This window comes from Candidatus Zixiibacteriota bacterium (assembly GCA_035574315.1).
Lineage (GTDB): Bacteria > Desulfobacterota > Binatia > UBA9968 > UBA9968 > DATLYW01.
Window position 1 is genome coordinate 41673 of sequence record DATLYW010000037.1, and the last position, 18561, is coordinate 60233.

The following is an 18561-nucleotide window of genomic DNA, read 5'->3' on the forward strand; positions in this document are numbered from 1 at the left end:
AACCTCTCGCCCCGCCCGGCGCGACGCAACGCGGGGCCGCGATCGTGAATAAAACGCCGGAGTGCTGGAGCGTTTGTTGCGGGCCCTGGAACCTCGCGCGGAGCGGCTCTGCGCGTCCGACGGTTCCGCCGAACGCCCGAGCCCGAGATCACGCCGCGCGCGTCGGGAAAGCCGGCGGAACGATCTGCTCGACCCTTCTCCCCGCCCAGTCGCGGGCGGGCCAGTTGTCCCACGCGCGCGTGGCGGCCGCCTGGGCCTCGGCGAACAACTCGTCGTCGTCGATCCGCGTCGAGCGTCCTCCCTCCACGACCACCTCGCCGTCCACCACGACCGTCTCGACGTCGGCCCCGCTGCCGTATTCGACCAGGGCGTTGATCGGGTCCCGCACCGGGCCGTAGCGCGCGCTGCGCAGGTCGACGATGACGAGGTCCGCTTTGGCCCCGGGCGCGAGGCGGCCGAGATCCTCCCGCCCCAGCGCGTCGGCCCCGCCGACGGTGGCGGCGTTGAAGACCTCGGCCGGACGGGCGGCGGCGGCGTCGCGGTCGACGAGCCGGGAGAAGAGCGACGCGTACCGCATTTCCGCTATGATGTCCAGGGGATAAGTGTCGGTACCTAGACCGAGCTTCACTCCGGCGCGAAGGTAGCGCGCGAAGGATTCCATGGCGAAGCCCATCTTCGCGCACTTGTGCGGGCAGTGGCCCACCGTCGCGCCGCTTGCGGCCAGGAGCTCAAGCTCGCTCGCCGGATAGTCCACGCGCGAGTGGCCGCCCATGAAAACCATGTGGCCGAGAATAGTCCGCGGGCCGAGAATCCCCGTCTCGCTGAGGTATTCGATCACCGGTTTGCGGTAGCGCTGCAGGATCTGCAGGAACTCGCGCAGATTTCCGCCCGCGTGGAGGTGGATCGGGACGTTCAGTTGGCGCGCCGCGGCCACGGTTTCGCGCAGGAGCGACGGCTCACAGGTCTCAGCCTGCGCCGGGTTGAGAATGCCCTGGAGCCGGCCGTTGTGCGCGCCCCGGTATTTCTGGATGAACTCGACGGCGCGCTCGAGCCCCGGCCGGCCGCGGTCCGCCCGCTCCTCGTAGTAATGGCGGCCCTCGGCGTCCGTGAAGATGTCGCTGCTCCGGTACGGCGGGCTGAAGAAGACGCGGCCCCCGAGCCGCCCGACGATGCTCGCGTAGCCTTCGAAATCGCCGGGCCCGCCGCCCGGGTCGAGCACCGTCGTGGCTCCGTTTCGGAGAGCGGTGTAGAGCGCGTACTTCCGACCGATCGCGACCGCCGCGGGAGGCGGCGGCGCGGCCTTCTCCTTCACGGGGGCGCCGAAGACGAAGTAGTTCGCGCAGAGATAGTCTTTCCGCGTGACGTCGGGAAGCAGGTAGTCCCCGACGTTGAGCTGCGAATGGACGTGGAGGTTGACGAAGCCCGGGCAGATGAGCTTCCCGGCCGCGTCGATCACGCGGTCCGCCGGCCGGGAGCGGTCGATGCCGACCGACGCGATCCTGTCTCCATCGATGTAGACCGAGCCGTTCGGGATGAGCTCGTGGCCGGCCCCCGACCAGGCGACCACGACGCCGCCGTCGATTCGTAGTGACATACCGTCTTTCCTCGAGTTGGGTTGAGAGCTTTCTTCCGGCTTACAGGGTGGGGGTGTCGTCCTGCTTCCCGTGAAGCGCGTACCAGTAAATGCTGTTCATGTAGCGCCAGCGGCGGATCGTCGCCTGCTCGACGGCCTCCAGCGCCAGCGCCTGCAACTCGCGGGTGTCGCAGTACTTCTCGACGATGGCGAAACCCTTGGCGCCGTGGATTTCGTCGGCGTGGATGTGCTCCTCGAAGAAGCGGATCTCCCGCGCGCGCGGCGCATAGCCGTAATGGCGATGCAGGGCCGGGACGAGCTTCCTGCAGATGTCGAGGAACTGCGACTCCAGGCCGATGAACATCCCGGCCACCGCGGCTTGCCAGGGCCTCTGGTAGACCATCCGCCAACCCCAGTTCTGCAGCCCTTCGGTCCCGGGCAGGACCGGCGCGGTCTCGACGCTGTCGCGCTCCAGGCCGCTCGCCGCGACGTAGTCCTTGAGCATGTCCAGATGCCGGTCCTCGGGATTCTCCTCGTCGCCGAGATTTTCGAGCAGATACGCCTTGACGTCACGGTGGGGGATCTGGGAAGCCTCGTACGCCATCCAGTTCAGATATTCGCTGACGAAATGGTAGTGCTGCTGGCAGTAAAGAGCGGTCTGCTCGCGGGTGAGCTTGCCCTGCGCCCACAGCTCGAAGAACGGATGGTTCTTGCTGTGCCTGCGGTCGCGCGTCGCGACCAGCTGATCGTGAAAACTAGCCGCCATGACTCCTTCCCTTCGCTTTTCGTGACCGCGTCATCCCTCGCCCCGTTCGAGCGTTTCCGCGACCGGCTTGAGCCGCATGTCGAGAATGGCAAGCTGCCCGGCGGCGACCGCTCTCAGCCCCCGCTCCACCGCCTTTCGAACCTCGGCCGGCTCTTCGATCGTCTCTCCATAACCGCCGAAGACGCGCGCCAGCAACGCGTAATCCGGACAGGGCGCGATGTCAAGCCCGGCGAAGCGGTTCGCCCTGACCGCCCACCCCTGCGGGTAATATTTCGGAACCCCGGTTTTCTGGGATAAATAGCCCTGGTTGTTGAACATGATGATGAGGATCGGGAGCTGGTGCTCCTGGGCCGCGCCGAGCGCCCCGGGCACCGGGTCGTAGTTGAACGCCCCGTCGCCGATCAGGCAGACCACGGTCCGTTTGGGGTTTGCCGATTTCACGCCGAGGGCGGTGGGCAGCCCGGTGCCGAGACCGCCGATGCAGCCTGCGAAAAACGACCCCGGGGCAAGCCCGTCCAGATAGCGGTGTACGGCGAGCCGGTGCGTGATCGTTTCCTCGACGACCATCGCGTCCGGAGGAAGCGCACGGCTGATCTCGTGCGCCACCCAACGCGTGTCCATCGGCTTGGCGGCGCAGAGCGCAGCCGCCTCTTCGCGCCAGCGCCGGCGCCGTGCCTCGTTGCGCTCCTTCCACGCCTCCGCCCGGCGGGCCCGCTCGGGTTCTCCGGGGGAAACGCGTTTCCTCAGGGCCCGGAGCAGCTCCTCGAGCGACCTCTCGATCTCGCCCGTCAGGCAGAGGTCGGCGGCGAACCCGTGATAAGGAAGCTCCGTCCGCAGCGGATTCTCGTCGAGCCATGCCACCCGGGCTCCCGGCCGCTCGGGCCGGCGCGACGCCGGATGCCAGGGGGCGATCGTGGCGAGCGCGAGGAACGCGTCCCCTTCGCGGAGGTATTCGGCGGGCGTATAACCGGCGTGCAGCGCATGCGCACGCGGAAAATTGATGCAGCCCGTGCTGCGGGTCTCGACGACGCCGGCGCCCAGAAGCTCGGCGATCTCGACCAGGCTTTCGACGGCGTGCGGCGTCCGGCCGGCGTCTTCAGCGATGATGATCGGATTTTCCGCGCGAGCGAGCATCTCGGCCAGCTCTTCGATCCCTTTCGGATCGGCCACCGGCGCGGGCGCCTCGATCCGATCCGAGGCGACGTCCCGCGTCATCGGCGCGAAAAGGTACTCCATCGGAATCGACACGAACACGGGGCCGCGCGGCGCCGCCATGGCGATCCTGCAGGCGCGCTCGATCGTCGCCGGCAGGATCGACCGGGCGTTTACGCCGAAGCTCCACTTGACGGTGGGCTCGACCAGGCGCGCCGGACCGCCCACGTCGGCCAGGTGGCCGAGCCATTGACCGCCCACGTCCGGCCCCTCTTCCTCCCCGAAGCCCACGGACTCGCCCGTGAAAACGACCATCGGCACCTGTTCGTGCAGCGCGCCGCGCATCGCCATCGTCGCGTGCAGCGCCCCGACCGTGGTGTGGATCATGACCGCCGGCAGTTTTCCGGTTGATTTCGCGTATCCGCTGGCCATGCCCACCGCGACCTCCTCGTGCCGCGTGCTGAGATAAAGCGGGATCCGCTCTGCGCCCGGCTCGGCGAGCGCCTCCCAGACCGGCGACCACTCCGAGCCCGGCGAGGCGAAGATGCGCTCCACGCCCATTCCGCCCAGGACGCGCAACAGCGCCTGTGCTCCCGTCAGCCCCTTCGTTTCGATCATGCGTTACTCCCTCGCGATCTTCCGGGCGGCCGGGGTTCCCGCCCGCCGGCCCCGACCGCTGCTCAGTTCAGGTTGTAGAAACGCCTGGCGTTGTTCACGAGGATATCCTTCTTCGCGTCCGGGGAAAGATCCTCGCGGCGCCAGACGATCACGGCCGATTCCGGCCAGCTCATGTCCCAGTGCGGGTAGTCCGAGGCGTACATGAGCGTCTTCGAACCGATCTCGCGTACGACGTAGCCCATCATCTTTTCCTCGGGCTCGCAGCCGTAATAGATGTTTCCGCCCGTGAGGTACTCGCTCGGCTTGCGCTTGCACAACGGCGCTTCGACCTTGCCGCGCTTTTCCCACTCCTCGTCCATGCGCTCCATCCAGTAAGGAATCCAGCCGCAGCCGATCTCCAGGTAGCCGATTCTCAGGTTCGGAAACTTTTCCGGGATACCGGCGAAAATCATCGCGGTGAGCTGCCGCAGCACCGGGAACGGGTGGCCGGTGGTATGGAGGCAGATGAACTGGTCGAAGATCTCGCTTCCCGGCTCGTCGCCCCCGAACGCGTGAATCGCGATGGGCGTGTTGAGGCGCTGCGCCTCCTCGTACAGAGGATAGAATTCCGGCGAGCCGAGATTCTTGCTGTGCGCCTGCGCCGCCAGCATGCCGCCGCAAAGCCCGAGCTGAGTGACGGCGCGGTTCAGCTCCCGAGGGCATTCCGCCGGATTGTTGACCGGGAGGTTCGCCACCGCCTTGAGCCGCGGCGACGCCTTGCAGTACTCGGCGATGTAGTTGTTGTAGGCCCGGCACAGCGCGGCGTTGAACTTCGGATCGCGGATGCGGCCGATGCCGAGGCCGCTGGTCGGATAGATCACCGCGGTGTCGATCTCCTGGCGGTCCATGGCGGCGAGACGTTCCTCCACCTTGGCTCCCGAATGGCCCAGCGTGCCGCCCAGGTTCCGGTCGTAGGTCTCGCGCGGCAGGAACGGCGCGGTCTGATTCCGGTAGGGAGCGTCGAGATACGGCCGGATCGCATCGTCGGTATCCCGCGCATGAGCGTCCGAGTCCAGCACTTTGAGAGCATCCCGTAATTCCATTTCGTTTCTCCTCCTCCTTAGAGACCGCAGGCCGGTCAAGCATGCGCCGCCGCGGTGCCGCCGTTTCCGGACGGGCGCAGGGCGGTTTCCGGGACCCGCAGGCCGTAGAGGGTCGCTACGTTGCCGCTCAAGAGCCTCACGCGGTCCGCGGCGGGAAGATGGCCGAGGTCGCGGGCGATCACCTCGCGCGAGCGCGGCCAGGTCGAGTTCTGGTGCGGATAGTCGTTCGACCACATGCAGTTCGCGGTCCCCCACCACGAGAAGAGCCGCCCGCCCACGCGGTCGTTGAAGAACGTGGCGAAGACCTGGCGCGCGAAGTATTCGCCCGGCTCGCGCGCGATCGGAAGGGTTTCGCGGTGACGGTGGCGCCGATAGGCCTTGTCGCACTGGCCGAGCCAGAACGGCATCCAGCCGATCTCGTTTTCCACCGACACGACCTTGAGCCTGGGATAGCGCTCGAGCACCCCAGAGAAGATGATGTCGAAGAGCGCGTCCTCGATCTCGCGGGTCTGGTTGACGCCGATCCGGTAGCGCGCCATTCCGTGGGCGGTCTGCCGGTGCATGCTGTCACCGAATCCCGTCAGGATATGGAGGTGCACCGGCATCTCGAGATCCTGCGAGGCGGCCCAGAAGCGCTCGTAGTGCGGCGACGTGAAGGGAAGCTCGGGGTCGGGCGCCTGCCAGATCATGCTCCCCACCATGCCGTTCTTCTTGCAGCGCTCCAGCTCCGCGACCGCGTGATCGACATCGTACATGGAGATCAGAGCGATCCCGAAAAGCCGGTCGGGAGCGCCGGCGCAGAATTCGATCAGCCAGTCGTTGTAGGTCCGGAACAGCGCTTCCTGAAGCGCGGCGTCCTTGATGCAGTAGAGCCCCAGGCCAAGGCTCGGATAGAGAACTTCCGCCGAAACCCCGTCCTGCTCCATGTCTTTCATTCGCTCGGCCGTATCCCAGCCGCCTGCGCGCGCGACCGCGAAGCCGGCCCGGCGGAAGTGCTCGATGTTCTCGGCCCTCTGGCCGGCCATGAAAAGACCCCCGACCGCCTGCGCCGGGATCTCGGGAGACCCGAACATCCAGGCGTCCCGCCCCTCGTCGAAATAGAGCCTGGGCGCGCGGTCGCGGAGCGCCGGCGGCAGCCTTTTTTCCCACAGGTCGGGAACCTCGATCACGTGGGAGTCCGCCGATATGATGATCTCCTCCATGGCGCGTCTCCTATTTTTTCGCCCACAGCTGATCGAAAAAGCCGCTCTTCTCCATCTCGTTGACGAAGGAGTTGTCGATCATTTCCTGGGGTCTCACGTTTTTCGCCCGCGCGTCGGTCGCCGTCACCTCGTCGAGGATCGCCTGCAACGCTTCGGGCTTCAGGACCAGCCGGGGCTCGAGCGCCTTGATCTCGGCGTTGTAGGCCGCGTCGAGGATCGTTCGGTCGGTGAGGCGGAGCTGTTTGCCGAGCACCTTGTAGACGAACTCCCTGTCGGTATGCAGGATCCTGGCCGACTCGGCCATCGCCCTCATGAAGCGGGCGATCACGTCCCGCTTCCTGGCGATCACCGAGCGCTTCGTGACGAACGCGGTCGCCGCATAGGGGATCTTGAGATCGGGGCCGTACACCACGTAACGGTACCCTTCCGCCAGGGCCTTGGCGTCGGAGGGGGCGGTCAGCGTGGCGACCTCGATGCGCTTGCTCAGAAGCGCCGCCAGGCTCTCCGGGTCGCCGCCGGTCTGGATGAAGCTGAAATCCTTGCCCGGGTCCATGCCGTAGCGCCGCAGCGCCTGAACGGTGAAATAATGGGTGTTACTGCCGATCCGGCTCACCCCGATTTGCTTTCCCCGGATGTCCTCGGGGCGCCGGATGTTCCCGCCGGCGAGGATGCTCTGCGTCATGACGTTTTTCACGCCGCCCACGAACACCAGATCGGTGGCTCCCTGGATGTAGGCGCGGACGTTGCCGATCCCGCCCGTGAGAGTCATTTCGGCGTCACCGCTCAGGATGGCCGCTGTGACCACGGTCGACGACGCGATGAAAACCAGACGATGATCGATTCCGTACTTGTCGAAGATTCCGGCGGCCTGGGCGATCCACGGCATGGACTGTGACATCACGCGTGCCGAATGAATGGTGAAGAGCCTGTCTGCCGCGCGCGCGCCCGTCGCCAGCAGGCACCCGAGAAGCAGTCCGCTCAGGATTCTACGGATTGACATCGAAGAGGTCCTCCTTAACCTCAAGAGGTCGATATCGCCTCCTATCCAGTGAATTCGTGGCTGCACAGACGCCGTATCATGGCGTCTGGCGGCCGAGCTATGCCGTTCGCGTCGGTTCAATCGTCGAAATTTCAATCCAGGAACGCGAAACCGGAAAACCGCAAGCCGCCGTCCTCCAGGTCTCGGCCCATTTCCGCTGGATGTCTGCCTGCCATGAAGCTCCCTGGCACGTCGCGTTCCGTCGAGCCCCCTTCTTCTACTCCTTTACGGAAGCGATTGTCAAAACGGACGGCGATGGGCTCCCGTAGCTCGCCGGGACCGGAAGCGGGGAACCATGGACTACGGCATCTCCGTCGTGCCTGGGGATCGCCTATCTCCAGAAGCGCTCTCTCCAGCGCGGCACGGCGTCCGGGTTGACGACGGTCTCGGGCACGCGGCCCTCGAGAACCGCGAGAATGCTCTGTGCGGCCATGCGCTGGCCCGCTTCGAGGGAGCCGGGATTGTTGCCGATGATATGCGGCGTCAGGATCAGGCGGGCCGGGTCGACGCGGCGCAGGGGATTGTCCGGCGGCAACGGCTCTTCCTCGAAGACGTCGAGGGCGGCTCCGGCGATCAGCCCATCGTTCAAGGCGCGGCAGAGATCCTGCTCGTGAAAGACCTGTCCGCGCGAGGTATTCACGATATAGGCGCTCGGCTTCATCATGCGGAGCTGCTCCATCCGGAGCATCCCGCGGGTCTCCCGGGTCAATACCACGTGCACCGTGACCACGTCCGATTCCCGCAACAGCTCCTCCAGCCCCACCTTGCGCACGCCCACCGACGCCATCGTTTCATGGGAGACATAGGGATCGTAGCCGATCAGCTTCATCTCCCAGCCGCCGAGCCGTCTGGCGACGGCTTTGCCGATGCGACCGAGCCCGATGATTCCGGCCGTCTTTCCGAGCATCAAAGCGCCGCGGTTCTCGGGCTCCTTCCATCCCCCGCCGCGCAGCCACGCCTCGTTGAGCTTCAACCGCTTGAAGAGCGCCGCGATCAGGCCGACCGTAGCCTCCGCCACTCCGAGGTAATTCTCCGGGGTCGGGCTGTTGCAGCACAGAATCCCCAGCTCGGTGGCGGCTTCGACGTCGACGGTCTCGATGCCGATGCTCGACTTCACCACCGCCTGGACGCGGGGGCAGGCGGCCAGGACGTCTCGGCCGATGAAGTCGCGTCCCGCGGGATAGATCGCGTCGCTGTCGCCAACGAGCGCGATCAGCTCGCGCGTGTCGTAGCGAAAGGAGCGAAAGTCGTCGGCGGACTTGCCCAGCACCAGCTCGCAACCGGCTGCACGCAGGAGATCCTCAGCCAGCTTCAGGCGGGCTGGCCCCGTTACGCAGACCTTGCGACCCCGAACGCTCAAGCCGCCGCTCCCTCGAGATTGTAGAGCCGTTTCGCGGCCCCGGCGAAGAGCCAACGTTTGGCTTCGTCGTCCAGATCCTCGCGCCGGGCCAGATGTTGGATGTTCTCGGGAAACTCGGAATCCCAGTGCGGGTAGTCAGACGCATAATAGACCGTCCGGTGGCCGAGGAGACCGGCTGCCGCCCCGACGAGCGGCTCGTAGTCCTCGGCATGGAAAAAGATCCGCCCCTCCTTGAAGTACTCGCTCGGCTTGCGGCGGCAGTTCGGCGCCTCCACCCTGCCCCGTTTCTCCCACTCCTCGTTCATCCGGCCCATCCAGTAGGGGGCCCAGCTGCAACCTGCCTCCATGAAGGCCACCCGCAGCTTTGGGAAACGGTCGAAGACGCCGCGGAACATGAAGCTCGTGAGCTGCATCATCTGCGCGAAGGAATGCGACAGCGTGTGCACTTCGATGAACTGATCGAACAGGTCGCCGGCGAAGTAATGAGGGCCGCGAACGGTGGCGTGGATTCCCACCATGCAGTCGAGCCGCTCCGCTTCCTCGTAGATCGGCCAGTAGCTCTCGTGACCGAGGGGGAGGCGCAACCCGACCGCGGGCAGCATGACGCCGACGAGCTTGAGCTCCCGGATCGCGCGGCCGAGCTCCTTGACGGCCTCGGGCACGTCCTGGAAGGGAACCAGTGCGACCGCCTTCAGGCGGGGGCTCACCTTCTGGAACTCTTCCGAGACGAAGTCGTTCCAGGCTCTGGCGTACGCGACCGCGACATCGGGCTCGCGGATCCAGCCGATGCTGAGCCCGTTGGTCGGGTAGAGCACCGCCGTCGAAACGCCGCCCCGGTCCATGGCCTCGAGCCAGCTCTTTGCGTCGCGCGCCCGGGTGCCGAGCGTACCGGATAGCGAACGGTCCCAGCTGTCCCGCGGCGTGAGCGTGGCCGCGCGCTTGCGGTAACGCTCCTCCATGTAGGGCTTGAGCTGGCTGTCCTCTTCGGTGATGTGTCCATCGGCGTCGATCACCTCGTAGCGTTCCGCCATGGCGCGCTCCTCCCCGGCGCTTTTTTCTGTGTTTCGTCTACTCTTCAAGGGACCGCGCTGTCAAGCCGCGCCGCAGGACGTGGCTTGACGGTTGCGGATCCGGGCGGTAGTCTGCGGCCGTCGCCGAACAATAGACGGTATCCTGTTCCCGGCGCTCTGTCTCGAACCGCGAACCGCCGCGTGGCGGCACGGCACCAACGGTTTGAGCGCCTGAACGATTTGAAGCCTCGATGGCGATCGCGGTTCGAGCGAGCCCGGCCACGATGCTCATGTACTGGCGAGCTCATTCAGTACCCGGACGGCTCTCGGATGGCTAATCTCTATTACAACGACCGCCTCATCATCGCCCACGCCTCCCTGCATCCGAGCAGCAAGCTCTGGAGCGCGGGCGCCGAGATCACGTGGAAGGTCTCCGGCTCGCGGCGCTCGCACACCATCGGCGGGCTTGGCGAGCGCTTCCGGACGGCCGAAGAGGCCGAGAAGTTCGCGATCGATCTGGCCAAGGCGTGGATCGACGCCAATCCGTAGGTCGAGCACGGCGGGAACACGCCGCAGCGAAACGCGACGGTCGATCCGGCGCTCCCTCCAGGGCGGCACGGCCGGCCTGATGCGTCGGCCCCGCCGCGAAGCGCCCGTGTTTTTTCTCCCGGTCGGCGTCAGTCGGCGGAACAGGAGAAGGGGCTCCCGACGCAACTGACGATCTTACTCCAGTTATCCGCGAGCCTCGCTCCCACGTCCGTGTTCTTGACCCCGAGCCAAACGACCAGTGTGACGAAAAAAACGATCAAGGTGTATTCGACCAGCCCCTGTCCTTTTTCCGTTTTTCGCACGTCCCGCGCGGGCGCCATCGCTCACCGTCTCCTTCTGCGAAGTTGTTGTCTACACGCCGAAGACCGTCACGGCACGGACCGTGCCGATTCCGATCCGAGGAATGCCCAAGGAGTTCGCTCGTCCATCGACGTCGACCGAAAGAGGTCCGAGACGTGGACAGTAACGATTTCCTGTTTTCTGTTTTTTGTTGACCTCCCGTCCTTTGAACTATCGAACCGTCCCCTAGCGGCGCGAATCTCCGCGGCATCGGTCGCTCCGTCTTCGGAGCCGCCGCACTGCCCGCATGACGGATATCGCGCCCTCGCGAACCACCCTACTTCGGTACCAGCACTTCCTTCAGGCGCGCGACCTGCCTGGAGTCGAGGTTGAAAAGGCCCTTGACGATCCTTTCCATCTCGTCGCCCGTGACCGGGTCCACCTCGAGCTTGGCTTTACGCGCTTCCGCGAGGAACTCGGGATCCTTGTACGTTTCAAGGAAGGCGCGCCTCAACGTTTCCACCCGCTCTCTGGGGGTCCCGGGGGGCAAAAAGTAGGGGCGCGTAACCGTCGCGATGTCGTGCACCGCGTATTTGAGAAGGTCCTTGGCGTCCTGGGTTTTGGCGTAGTCGATCGCCAGGGGCACGTGAGGCAACTCCGGGTGTTTTTTCGGCATCGCCTGGATCACCACCGCCACCTCTTTCGAGTCCAGCCCTTTACGCCAGGTGGACTTGATCGACTCCCACGCCCAGCAGCCGCCCGCGAGCTCCCCGCTTTCCGCGGCCAGCCGGATGTCCGACGTGCCCTTGTAACCGTCGACCACCTGGATCGGCAGCTTCAACGCCGCCTTGAGGGTTCGGGCGACGTCCGAAGCGGTACCGCCCGGACCGACGCCCCCGAGCTTCACCGGCTCCCTGGCGGCGAACCACGCATCGACGGTGGTGACGCCGGAGGTCCTGCTGAGGGCGCATACGGGATGATCGACCGCAGGGGCGCCGAGATACTCGAAACGGCGGCCGTCGAATTCGATACCCTTGGCTCCCATGATCTGCTGCAGGATCAGCCCGCCGATGTTGTTGCCGATCGTCAGGCCGTCCGGCCTGGCGCTCTGGTACATGAAGTTCGCCTGGATGATGCCGCCCGCTCCCGTCATGTTCTCTACGACCACGGAGGGGCGCCCGGGAATGTGCTTACCGAGATGGCGGCCGATCGCCCTGCTGTAGGTGTCGAAGCCTCCGCCGGGGCTGAACGCGACGATCAACCGGATGCTCTTCCCCCGGTAGAACGCTTCTTGTGCCGGTGCCGGCACGGCCGCAAGCGCTGCACAGCAGCCAGCGGCGGCCAGGAGGCGCCGCAAATGTACTTTCATGATCTCTCCTCGCGGTTTCTGTCAAATTTTCGCCGGCGGTTTCCTTTCCTATTCGAAAACCGGCGACCGTGTCAAATGCAAAAGGCCGCGGGTACCGCCGACGTTCGCTTCGGCGATCCACAGCGGAATTCACAAAACTTGTGGATAAGTTGTTCACAACCCGGTGTTCGCCGGAGCGGGCCTCTGCGATGGAAGCGGCTGCGCTCGGAATGCCCAAATAATTGGCGATGCAGATGTAGAGAAATCAAAGGGTTACAGAGGTTTTAAAGCTCTCCTCGGAGCGGGCGAAGGACGAAAACCCCGTCTCGAGGCGGAAACGGCGCAGAGGCCCGCTCGGGCGGCGCCCGGAGCTTTACGTTAACGAAAAATTTTTGCGGCGCCGTAGCTTTTCGCGAAGCGCTGAAGTATGTTGGGTGCGAAGTAATGTACGCCCCCCGAAAGGAGAGCGACATGCGTCCCAGTGCCTGGGATTTTCAGAACCGGTTGACCGCCATATTGAACAGCGCCCGGCAGAACGGCCAGCCCTACATCGATGTCGAATCCGATCAGCTTCACCGCCAGGTCGACGCAAATCTGAACGCGAACCAGACGATGCCGGTGTGTTGGGACGTGATGATCCGGATGATGCGCGCGGGCGACGCCGTGCTGCGGGAACCCGCGAATGGACAGACCGGTAACCTGGTGATCCGCTACAACATCCGGGCGGCGCGGCGGGCGTGACGCAGGTCCGCGCGCCGGTTCTCGCGCGCCACGGCGCGGCGGCTCATTCGGCCTCGCCCGGCTCGATGCTCAGCACCCGCACCTCGAAGTTCAGCACTTTTCCCGCCAGCGGGTGGTTGAGATCGAGGACCACGGTATGATCCTTGATCTCGTGAACCCGCACGGAAAAATCCTCGCCGTGCGGCCCGCGAGCGCGCAGCACGGTGCCGACGATCAGGCCGCTCGCGGGAATCTCGTCTCGCGGCACTTCCTTGAAGTAATCGGCGTGCACGGGACCGTAGCCGTCCTCGGGCTGGACCCGCAGGCGCCTCTTTTCGTTGATTTCCATCCCCGACATCCCGTTCTCCAACCCGGGGATGATCTCATGCCGCCCGTGCGTGTAGGTCACGGGCTCCTCCCCCACGTTCGTCTCGAGGACGTTTCCCTCCTCGTCCGAGAGCGTGTACTCGAAGCTCACGACGGAACCGTCTTTGATCATCTTTCTCTCCTTCCTGCAGGAGCGTCCTGCTTCGGATACGCTTAGAACGACGCGGACGGAATGTCTGTGCCGTTCGGGACGAAGGGTCGCGCCGGGGTGCAACCCGATTCGGGGAGCCGGAGGCAGGCGCCGCCGGCCTTTGGCGTTTCGGCGATTGTTTTGATCGGCGAGTCTCGCTTTGAAATTTGCGAACGGTCCCAGCGTAGGCCTTTCGCGGCGTTTTGTCAACGCTTGGCCCGCCAGGCACAGGCAAAAAACGATCGTTTGACAACGGGCGCCGGACCGCGTATAGTGCATCATCTTCTTCAGTATACGGCCTTCTGATGAGGAGCATGCGATCGCGAAGGCCGGATTCGGTCTCTCCTTGCGAAAAGAAACCTAACGGACACCGACCAGAGCTCGGTTTCCTCGCGAAACTCCTGTTCTGCTCCAATTAGCTTCTAGTCTCAGGGTACAGACGCCTTAATTCTCTCTTTCAAGGAGGAGAACATGAGTAACAAATTGTACGTCGGCGGTTTGCCGTACTCGGTAACGAGCGACCAGCTGCAGGAAATCTTCGCCAGCCACGGGACGGTGGAATCCGCCGCGGTGATCGCGGACAAGTTCACCGGCCAGTCTCGCGGCTTCGGCTTTGTCGAGATGAGCAGCGGCGCGGAGGCGCAAAGCGCCATCCAGGCGCTCAACGGAACGGAGCTCGAGGGACGCACGCTGACGGTCAACGAAGCGAAACCGCTGGTCCGGCGGGATGCCGGCCGCGACGGCCGGACCCACGGAAACCGCAGCGGGCGCAACCGCTGGTAGTCTCCTAAAAGCAGCAAAAAGGGGCAACGGGTCGGTTTGCCCCTTTTCCGTCGGGATTGCGCCTGGTCCTTCCGCGGCGCGTCGGATCCCCAGTTCTGGCCAGTCATGGGAACCGATATTCGGATCGGCACCTGCGGATACGCCTATCCCGGCCCGCCTCCGAAGGGCTGGTTCGGCGCGTTTTATCCCGAAGGAATGCCGAGCCGCTGGGACCCTCTCGAATACTACGCGCGGATCTTCACGACCGTCGAGATCAACTCGAGCTTTTACGGGCCGCCTTCTGAGCGGACCGCCGCCGCCTGGGCGAGCAAGACCCCGCGCGATTTCCTTTTCACCCTGAAGCTCTGGCAGAAGTTCACGCACCCTTCGAGAATCGGGCACGGTTCGTCCGCCGGGTCCTGGGAGCCGGTCGGTCCGGCGGATGTCGACAAGATGCGCGCCGCCCTTGACCCCCTGCAGGACGCCGGCAAGCTCGGCGCGCTGGTTCTGCAATATCCTCCGAGCTTCGACCGGGCGCCGCAGAACCTGGAGCGCCTGGAGTCCACGCTCTCGCTGTTTCCATACTGTCCCAAGGCGATCGAGCTGCGCCACAAGAGCTGGAGCGACGAGCTGGAGAAGACCCGCGAGATCGTCGAGCGCCATCGCGCGGCCTGGATCGTAATCGACGAACCGAAGTTCGCCGCTTCGATCCGCCAGCCCTTCGAGCCGGTCGGTTCGTTGTTTTATTTTCGCGCCCACGGCCGCAACGCCAGGACATGGTGGCGCCACTCGGAAAGCTGGGAGCGCTACGACTACTGCTACTCGCGCGCCGAGATCCGCCAGCTCGCGGCGAAGATCGCAAACGCCTCGTCGCGCCCGGGCCTGCGCGCGTCCTTCGTGTTCTTCAACAACCACGCGCGCGCCAGCGCGGCGGCCAACGCCGTCATGATGGCGCAGGAGCTGGGCGTGCCGCTGAGGGCCATGCCTCCCGAGGCGATGCTCGCGCAATTCCCCGAGCTGATACCCGGCGGGAGCGGCGTTGACTTGGCCGGACGCCGCCGTTAGAATCCGCGACGTGCTCCGCGAGGCGGAGCCGACGCGCAAGGAGCCGCTATGATTCTCTCACGAAACGCCGACGTGCGGGCTTTGACGGTCAAGACGATCGAAGGAAAGCCGATGCGAGGCGAGCTGCTCGTCAAGCCCCTGATCAAAGGCGACGAGATGACGCTTCTCGAAATCCACTACGAGCCCGGCGTCGGCGCCCCGCTTCACGTTCACTCCCACGAGTCGCTCGCCTATGTGGTCAAGGGCAAGGTCAAGATGACCGTGGGCCAGGAAGAATACATTCTGGGCCCGGGGGACGTCTGCCGCCATCCGCAGGGCGTGCCCCACGCAGTCGAGGGGCTGGAGAACTCGATCGTCGTCGAGATCAAGTCTCCGGCGCCCGAGATCGCGAGCTTCCTGGGCACTTGAGATCGACTTCGGCTCGCCGCGGGCCGACGAGGAGTCGCGCATGGCCGGACAGGCAAAGTACATCATGATCGCAAGCATGGACGTGGACCCCGATTACGAGGCGCTGTTCAACGAGGTGTACGACCGGGAGCACGTTCCCTATTTGAGCCAGGTCCCGGGAGTTGTTTCGATCAAGCGCTACCGCCGCGAAGAGCTGACGATGAACATCGGCGGGGAGCGCAAGACGATCCGACTGGAAAACGAGCCGAAATATACGGCGATTTACGAGCTCGAAAGCCCCGAGGTCCTGACCAGCAAGGCCTGGGACGAAGCGGTCGAGAAGGGACGCTGGCCGTCGCAGGTGCGGCCGCATACCAGGAACCGCCGGCACGTGCTGCTCAAGCTCATGGACTGACCTTCGCGCCGCGTTCCAGCGCTCTTTCGATCTCCCCGCCGATCCTGTCCCCCTCTTCCCCGCGGACGTTCTTTTCGTAGAGCGGGAAAAGCTGGCGTTCTTCCGCGCGGATGTGCCGCTCGAGGAGGTCTCCGAGGTCGAACAGGCGCCTGGCCGCGTCGCCGGTTTCCTCGAGCGCCTCGAAGGCGGCGGCGAGTCGCCGGTGCTCCGCGACGAGCCGGTCGATCAGGGCTCCGCTGTCGGCCGCCCGCGCGCGCAGCCAGGGGAACAAAACCTTCTCCTCGGCGCAGAAATGAGGGACGAGATTGCGCTCGTAGAACTCGCGCGCCTCCCGCACCCGCTGCCGCACCCCTTCGGCTCCCGCCGGGCGGATCTGTCCGAGCGCCTGCTTGCGGCAGCGAAGCGCCAGCGCCAGACCGTGGTGGTGGTCGTGCGAGAGCGGTATCAGGCTCGGATGACGCATGACGCCACAGGGGCCGGTCAAATGACCCGCTTGGCCCGAAGGTCCGCGACCGCGGCGTCGTCGTAGCCGTGCGCTTTGAGGACTTCTTCGGTGTGCTCGCCCAGGACGGGCGGCGGCCGGTCGATACGCGGCGGCGTGCGGCTGAGGTCGACCGCGCTGCCAACCATTTTTACCCTGCCCATCCGCGGGTGCTCGACTTCCACGGGAAAGCCGTACTCCCGCACCTGGGGATCGGCGAAGACCTCGTCCAGCGTGTTGAGCGGGGCCGCGGGAACGTCCGCGGCCTGGAGCTTCTGCAGCCAGTCCTCCCGGCGGCCACCGCGAAAGATCTCCTGTAGCATCTCCGACAACGCGTCGTGGTTTTCGATACGGCCCTTGCGATCGCGAAAACGGGGATCGTCGGCCCACTCCGGCCTGCCGGCCACCTGAAACATGGCGCGCCAGAACTTGTCCGGCGAGGACATGTGGAGGACGAACGGCCGCCCTTCGGAGTCGACAAACGCGAAGACTCCGGCGGTCCTGGTCCGGTGAGCGCGTCGCGGCACGTGTCCGGTCTCGAAATAGCGCGCGGCGTTTTCGCCGACGAACGAGATCGAAGCGCGCAGCAACGACGTCTCCACCCGCTGTCCTTTGCCGGTCGCCATTCGATGCACCAGGGCGGCGAGGATCCCGTAACAGGCGTAGATCCCGGTGAGGTGATCGGAAAACGAGATCCCCATACCCTGAGGCCTGTCCGGATCCGTGAGCAGGCTGAGGAGCCCGCTTCGCGCCTGACCGATCGTGTCGTAGCCGGGCAGGTCCCGGTACGGCCCCTTTTGCCCGAACCCGGAAATCGAGCAATAGATGATCTCGGGATTGACCTCGCGCACGTGGTCGTAACCGAGGCCGCGCTTGTCCATGGTTCCGGGGCGGAAATTCTCGATGAGGACGTCCGCGCGCGCCGCGAGCTGGAGCGCCACCGCACGGGCCTCATCCCGCCGGAGGTCGAGCGTGACGCTCTTCTTGTTGCGGTTGAGGCTGCAAAACGTCGCGGAGTAGTTGCGATCGCCCCACCCCCGGAACGGGTCGCCGCGCTCGGGTTCCTCGATCTTGATCACCTCCGCGCCCATGTCGGCCAACAGCTGGCCGGCAAAAGGCCCCGTTACGTAGCTTGCCATCTCGATGATCCGTATCCCGGCGAGCGCTCCGCTCATACGATGCTCCACACAAGTAAGGTGGGGTCCGTGGCTGCCGGCTGGCGCGTCCCGTTCGAAGAAGAGCCGACCCGGAACCCAAGGCCGCGGACCCGAATCATCAGTGAGTCCGTAAGAGGCTCGCCCAAGCGGTCCCGTTTCGATGCCTGGGCGCCAACGAGCTCACAAATAGCTCTTAGCTAGCCGCGCCCGGCGTCCGAAGTCAAGGATGGGTGTCGCCGCCGGAGCCGCGGTCCGGCGCAAGGCGATCTTCGAGACCCAGGCGCCGGCCGACGAAGGCGGCCGCCGGAGGCAGGACGACCGCGAGCAGCCCGAGAAGAACCCACGGTCCGGGATCCCCGGAGGCAAAAGCGGCTTCGAGCTGGACGCTGGCAAAGGTAAGCGCGAGCCAGCCCGGAATGCGACCCAGCAGGCTGGCGCCGAAAAAGTCGGCGAAGCGTATCCCGGCGGCGCCGACGAAAAGGTTCACCAGGGTAAAGGGCGCGACAGGCAGCAGCCGGAGCACGAGGACCGTGAGAAAGCCGCGGCGTGCCGCGTGGCGGATGACGGACTTCAACCGCGGAGCGGTAAAGCCCTCCAGCACTTCCCGGCCCGCGAGCCGCCCGATGGTAAAGGCGACTGCGGCGCTGACGAGCCACCCGGCCAGCGCGTAGAGATTTCCCGCGATCGGCCCGAAGGTCATGACGGTCGCGAGGGTCAGAGCCGTCGCCGGAACGAACGCGAGGCTGGCGAGGACGTAGGCGCCGACGACCACGTACGCGGCCGCCGGATCATTTCGGATCGACTCCTGCCACGCGGCGATTGCCGCGGGATCGATCCAGGCGGCGAGCGGGGTCCAGCGCCAAAGCAGGAAGAGCAAAAGGAAAAGGAGCGCCGCGCCCGCACGCTTGCAGCGGCCAGCGAAGGCAGGTTCCGGCGTAATCGGAGCCGGCCGTGAAAGCGATTGATCGCGCATGTGGTTTCAGGTTAAAGGGTCGGCCCTGTTGGCGCAAGCCTTCCACGGGAGCCGCTGTGCGGTTTCCACTTCTTCGCGTCGATCCCGGATTCAGGTTGCCGTCGAC

General features: G+C 65.4%; 20 protein-coding genes. 6 read left to right on the plus strand and 14 right to left on the minus strand.

The features are described from left to right. Window positions 1-148: 148 nt before the first annotated feature. From VNN77_12880 to VNN77_12915, 8 genes are all read right to left on the minus strand, one after another. A complete protein-coding gene (locus VNN77_12880; GenBank protein ID HXG52283.1) occupies window positions 149-1594 on the minus strand; it encodes an amidohydrolase family protein in 1446 nt (481 codons plus the stop codon). A 40-nt stretch (window positions 1595-1634) separates the two neighbouring features. Further along, window positions 1635-2339 carry an iron-containing redox enzyme family protein gene (locus VNN77_12885; GenBank protein HXG52284.1) on the minus strand — a complete coding sequence of 235 codons (705 nt, stop codon included), beginning with the start codon at window positions 2337-2339 and terminating at the stop codon, window positions 1635-1637. A gap of 30 nt (window positions 2340-2369) precedes the next feature. Next, window positions 2370-4109, minus strand: coding sequence for a thiamine pyrophosphate-binding protein (locus VNN77_12890; GenBank protein ID HXG52285.1), 1740 nt, complete (start codon window positions 4107-4109; stop codon window positions 2370-2372). Window positions 4110-4171: 62 nt separating this feature from the next. Continuing rightward, entirely contained in the window at window positions 4172-5191 is a 1020-nt protein-coding gene (locus VNN77_12895) for an amidohydrolase family protein (GenBank protein HXG52286.1), read from the minus strand. A 35-nt stretch (window positions 5192-5226) separates the two neighbouring features. Beyond that, window positions 5227-6393 carry an amidohydrolase family protein gene (locus VNN77_12900; GenBank protein HXG52287.1) on the minus strand — a complete coding sequence of 389 codons (1167 nt, stop codon included), beginning with the start codon at window positions 6391-6393 and terminating at the stop codon, window positions 5227-5229. 10 nt (window positions 6394-6403) lie between these two features. Further along, a complete protein-coding gene (locus tag VNN77_12905; GenBank protein HXG52288.1) occupies window positions 6404-7393 on the minus strand; it encodes an ABC transporter substrate-binding protein in 990 nt (329 codons plus the stop codon). A 370-nt stretch (window positions 7394-7763) separates the two neighbouring features. Continuing rightward, entirely contained in the window at window positions 7764-8792 is a 1029-nt protein-coding gene (locus VNN77_12910) for an NAD(P)-dependent oxidoreductase (protein HXG52289.1), read from the minus strand. Beyond that, on the minus strand, window positions 8789-9823 hold the full coding sequence (locus VNN77_12915; GenBank protein ID HXG52290.1) for an amidohydrolase family protein: 1035 nt from the start codon (window positions 9821-9823) through the stop codon (window positions 8789-8791). Before VNN77_12915 ends, VNN77_12910 begins: the two co-directional genes overlap by 4 nt. 309 nt (window positions 9824-10132) lie before the next feature. On the opposite strand from VNN77_12915, the gene VNN77_12920 reads away from it, so the two are divergent. Then, the gene (locus VNN77_12920) at window positions 10133-10351 is read left to right on the plus strand and encodes a hypothetical protein (protein ID HXG52291.1); all 219 of its coding nucleotides are present in this window, start codon (window positions 10133-10135) and stop codon (window positions 10349-10351) included. Between the two features lie 128 nt (window positions 10352-10479). Here VNN77_12920 and VNN77_12925 read toward each other — a convergent pair whose 3' ends face one another. Together VNN77_12925 and VNN77_12930 are read right to left on the minus strand one after the other, a co-directional pair. Then, window positions 10480-10671, minus strand: coding sequence for a hypothetical protein (locus VNN77_12925; GenBank protein ID HXG52292.1), 192 nt, complete (start codon window positions 10669-10671; stop codon window positions 10480-10482). Window positions 10672-10967: 296 nt separating this feature from the next. After that, complete coding sequence (locus tag VNN77_12930) at window positions 10968-11999, minus strand: tripartite tricarboxylate transporter substrate-binding protein (protein ID HXG52293.1); 1032 nt, start codon at window positions 11997-11999, stop codon at window positions 10968-10970. Window positions 12000-12449: 450 nt separating this feature from the next. On the opposite strand from VNN77_12930, the gene VNN77_12935 reads away from it, so the two are divergent. Continuing rightward, on the plus strand, window positions 12450-12719 hold the full coding sequence (locus VNN77_12935; GenBank protein ID HXG52294.1) for a hypothetical protein: 270 nt from the start codon (window positions 12450-12452) through the stop codon (window positions 12717-12719). Between the two features lie 43 nt (window positions 12720-12762). On the opposite strand, the gene VNN77_12940 is transcribed toward VNN77_12935, so the two are convergent. Then, window positions 12763-13197, minus strand: a complete 435-nt coding sequence (locus tag VNN77_12940) for an FKBP-type peptidyl-prolyl cis-trans isomerase (protein ID HXG52295.1) — start codon at window positions 13195-13197, stop codon at window positions 12763-12765. 489 nt (window positions 13198-13686) lie between these two features. Between VNN77_12940 and VNN77_12945 the strand changes: the two genes are divergently transcribed. The 4 genes from VNN77_12945 to VNN77_12960 all read left to right on the plus strand — a co-directional run bounded on the left by VNN77_12945 (window position 13687) and on the right by VNN77_12960 (window position 15844). Further along, a complete protein-coding gene (locus VNN77_12945) occupies window positions 13687-13998 on the plus strand; it encodes an RNA-binding protein (GenBank protein ID HXG52296.1) in 312 nt (103 codons plus the stop codon). 105 nt (window positions 13999-14103) lie between these two features. After that, window positions 14104-15042 carry a DUF72 domain-containing protein gene (locus tag VNN77_12950; protein HXG52297.1) on the plus strand — a complete coding sequence of 313 codons (939 nt, stop codon included), beginning with the start codon at window positions 14104-14106 and terminating at the stop codon, window positions 15040-15042. A gap of 48 nt (window positions 15043-15090) precedes the next feature. Further along, window positions 15091-15450 (plus strand): cupin domain-containing protein, encoded by a 360-nt coding sequence (locus tag VNN77_12955; protein HXG52298.1) that lies wholly within the window; start codon window positions 15091-15093, stop codon window positions 15448-15450. 40 nt (window positions 15451-15490) lie between these two features. Beyond that, on the plus strand, window positions 15491-15844 hold the full coding sequence (locus VNN77_12960) for a hypothetical protein (protein HXG52299.1): 354 nt from the start codon (window positions 15491-15493) through the stop codon (window positions 15842-15844). Here VNN77_12960 and VNN77_12965 read toward each other — a convergent pair. The 3 genes from VNN77_12965 to VNN77_12975 all read right to left on the minus strand — a co-directional run bounded on the left by VNN77_12965 (window position 15834) and on the right by VNN77_12975 (window position 18359). After that, entirely contained in the window at window positions 15834-16307 is a 474-nt protein-coding gene (locus VNN77_12965; GenBank protein ID HXG52300.1) for a hemerythrin domain-containing protein, read from the minus strand. The genes VNN77_12960 and VNN77_12965 overlap by 11 nt on opposite strands. 17 nt (window positions 16308-16324) lie before the next feature. Further along, window positions 16325-17500 (minus strand): CoA transferase, encoded by a 1176-nt coding sequence (locus VNN77_12970; GenBank protein HXG52301.1) that lies wholly within the window; start codon window positions 17498-17500, stop codon window positions 16325-16327. Between the two features lie 202 nt (window positions 17501-17702). Then, window positions 17703-18359, minus strand: a complete 657-nt coding sequence (locus VNN77_12975; protein HXG52302.1) for a VTT domain-containing protein — start codon at window positions 18357-18359, stop codon at window positions 17703-17705. Window positions 18360-18561 lie beyond the last annotated feature (202 nt).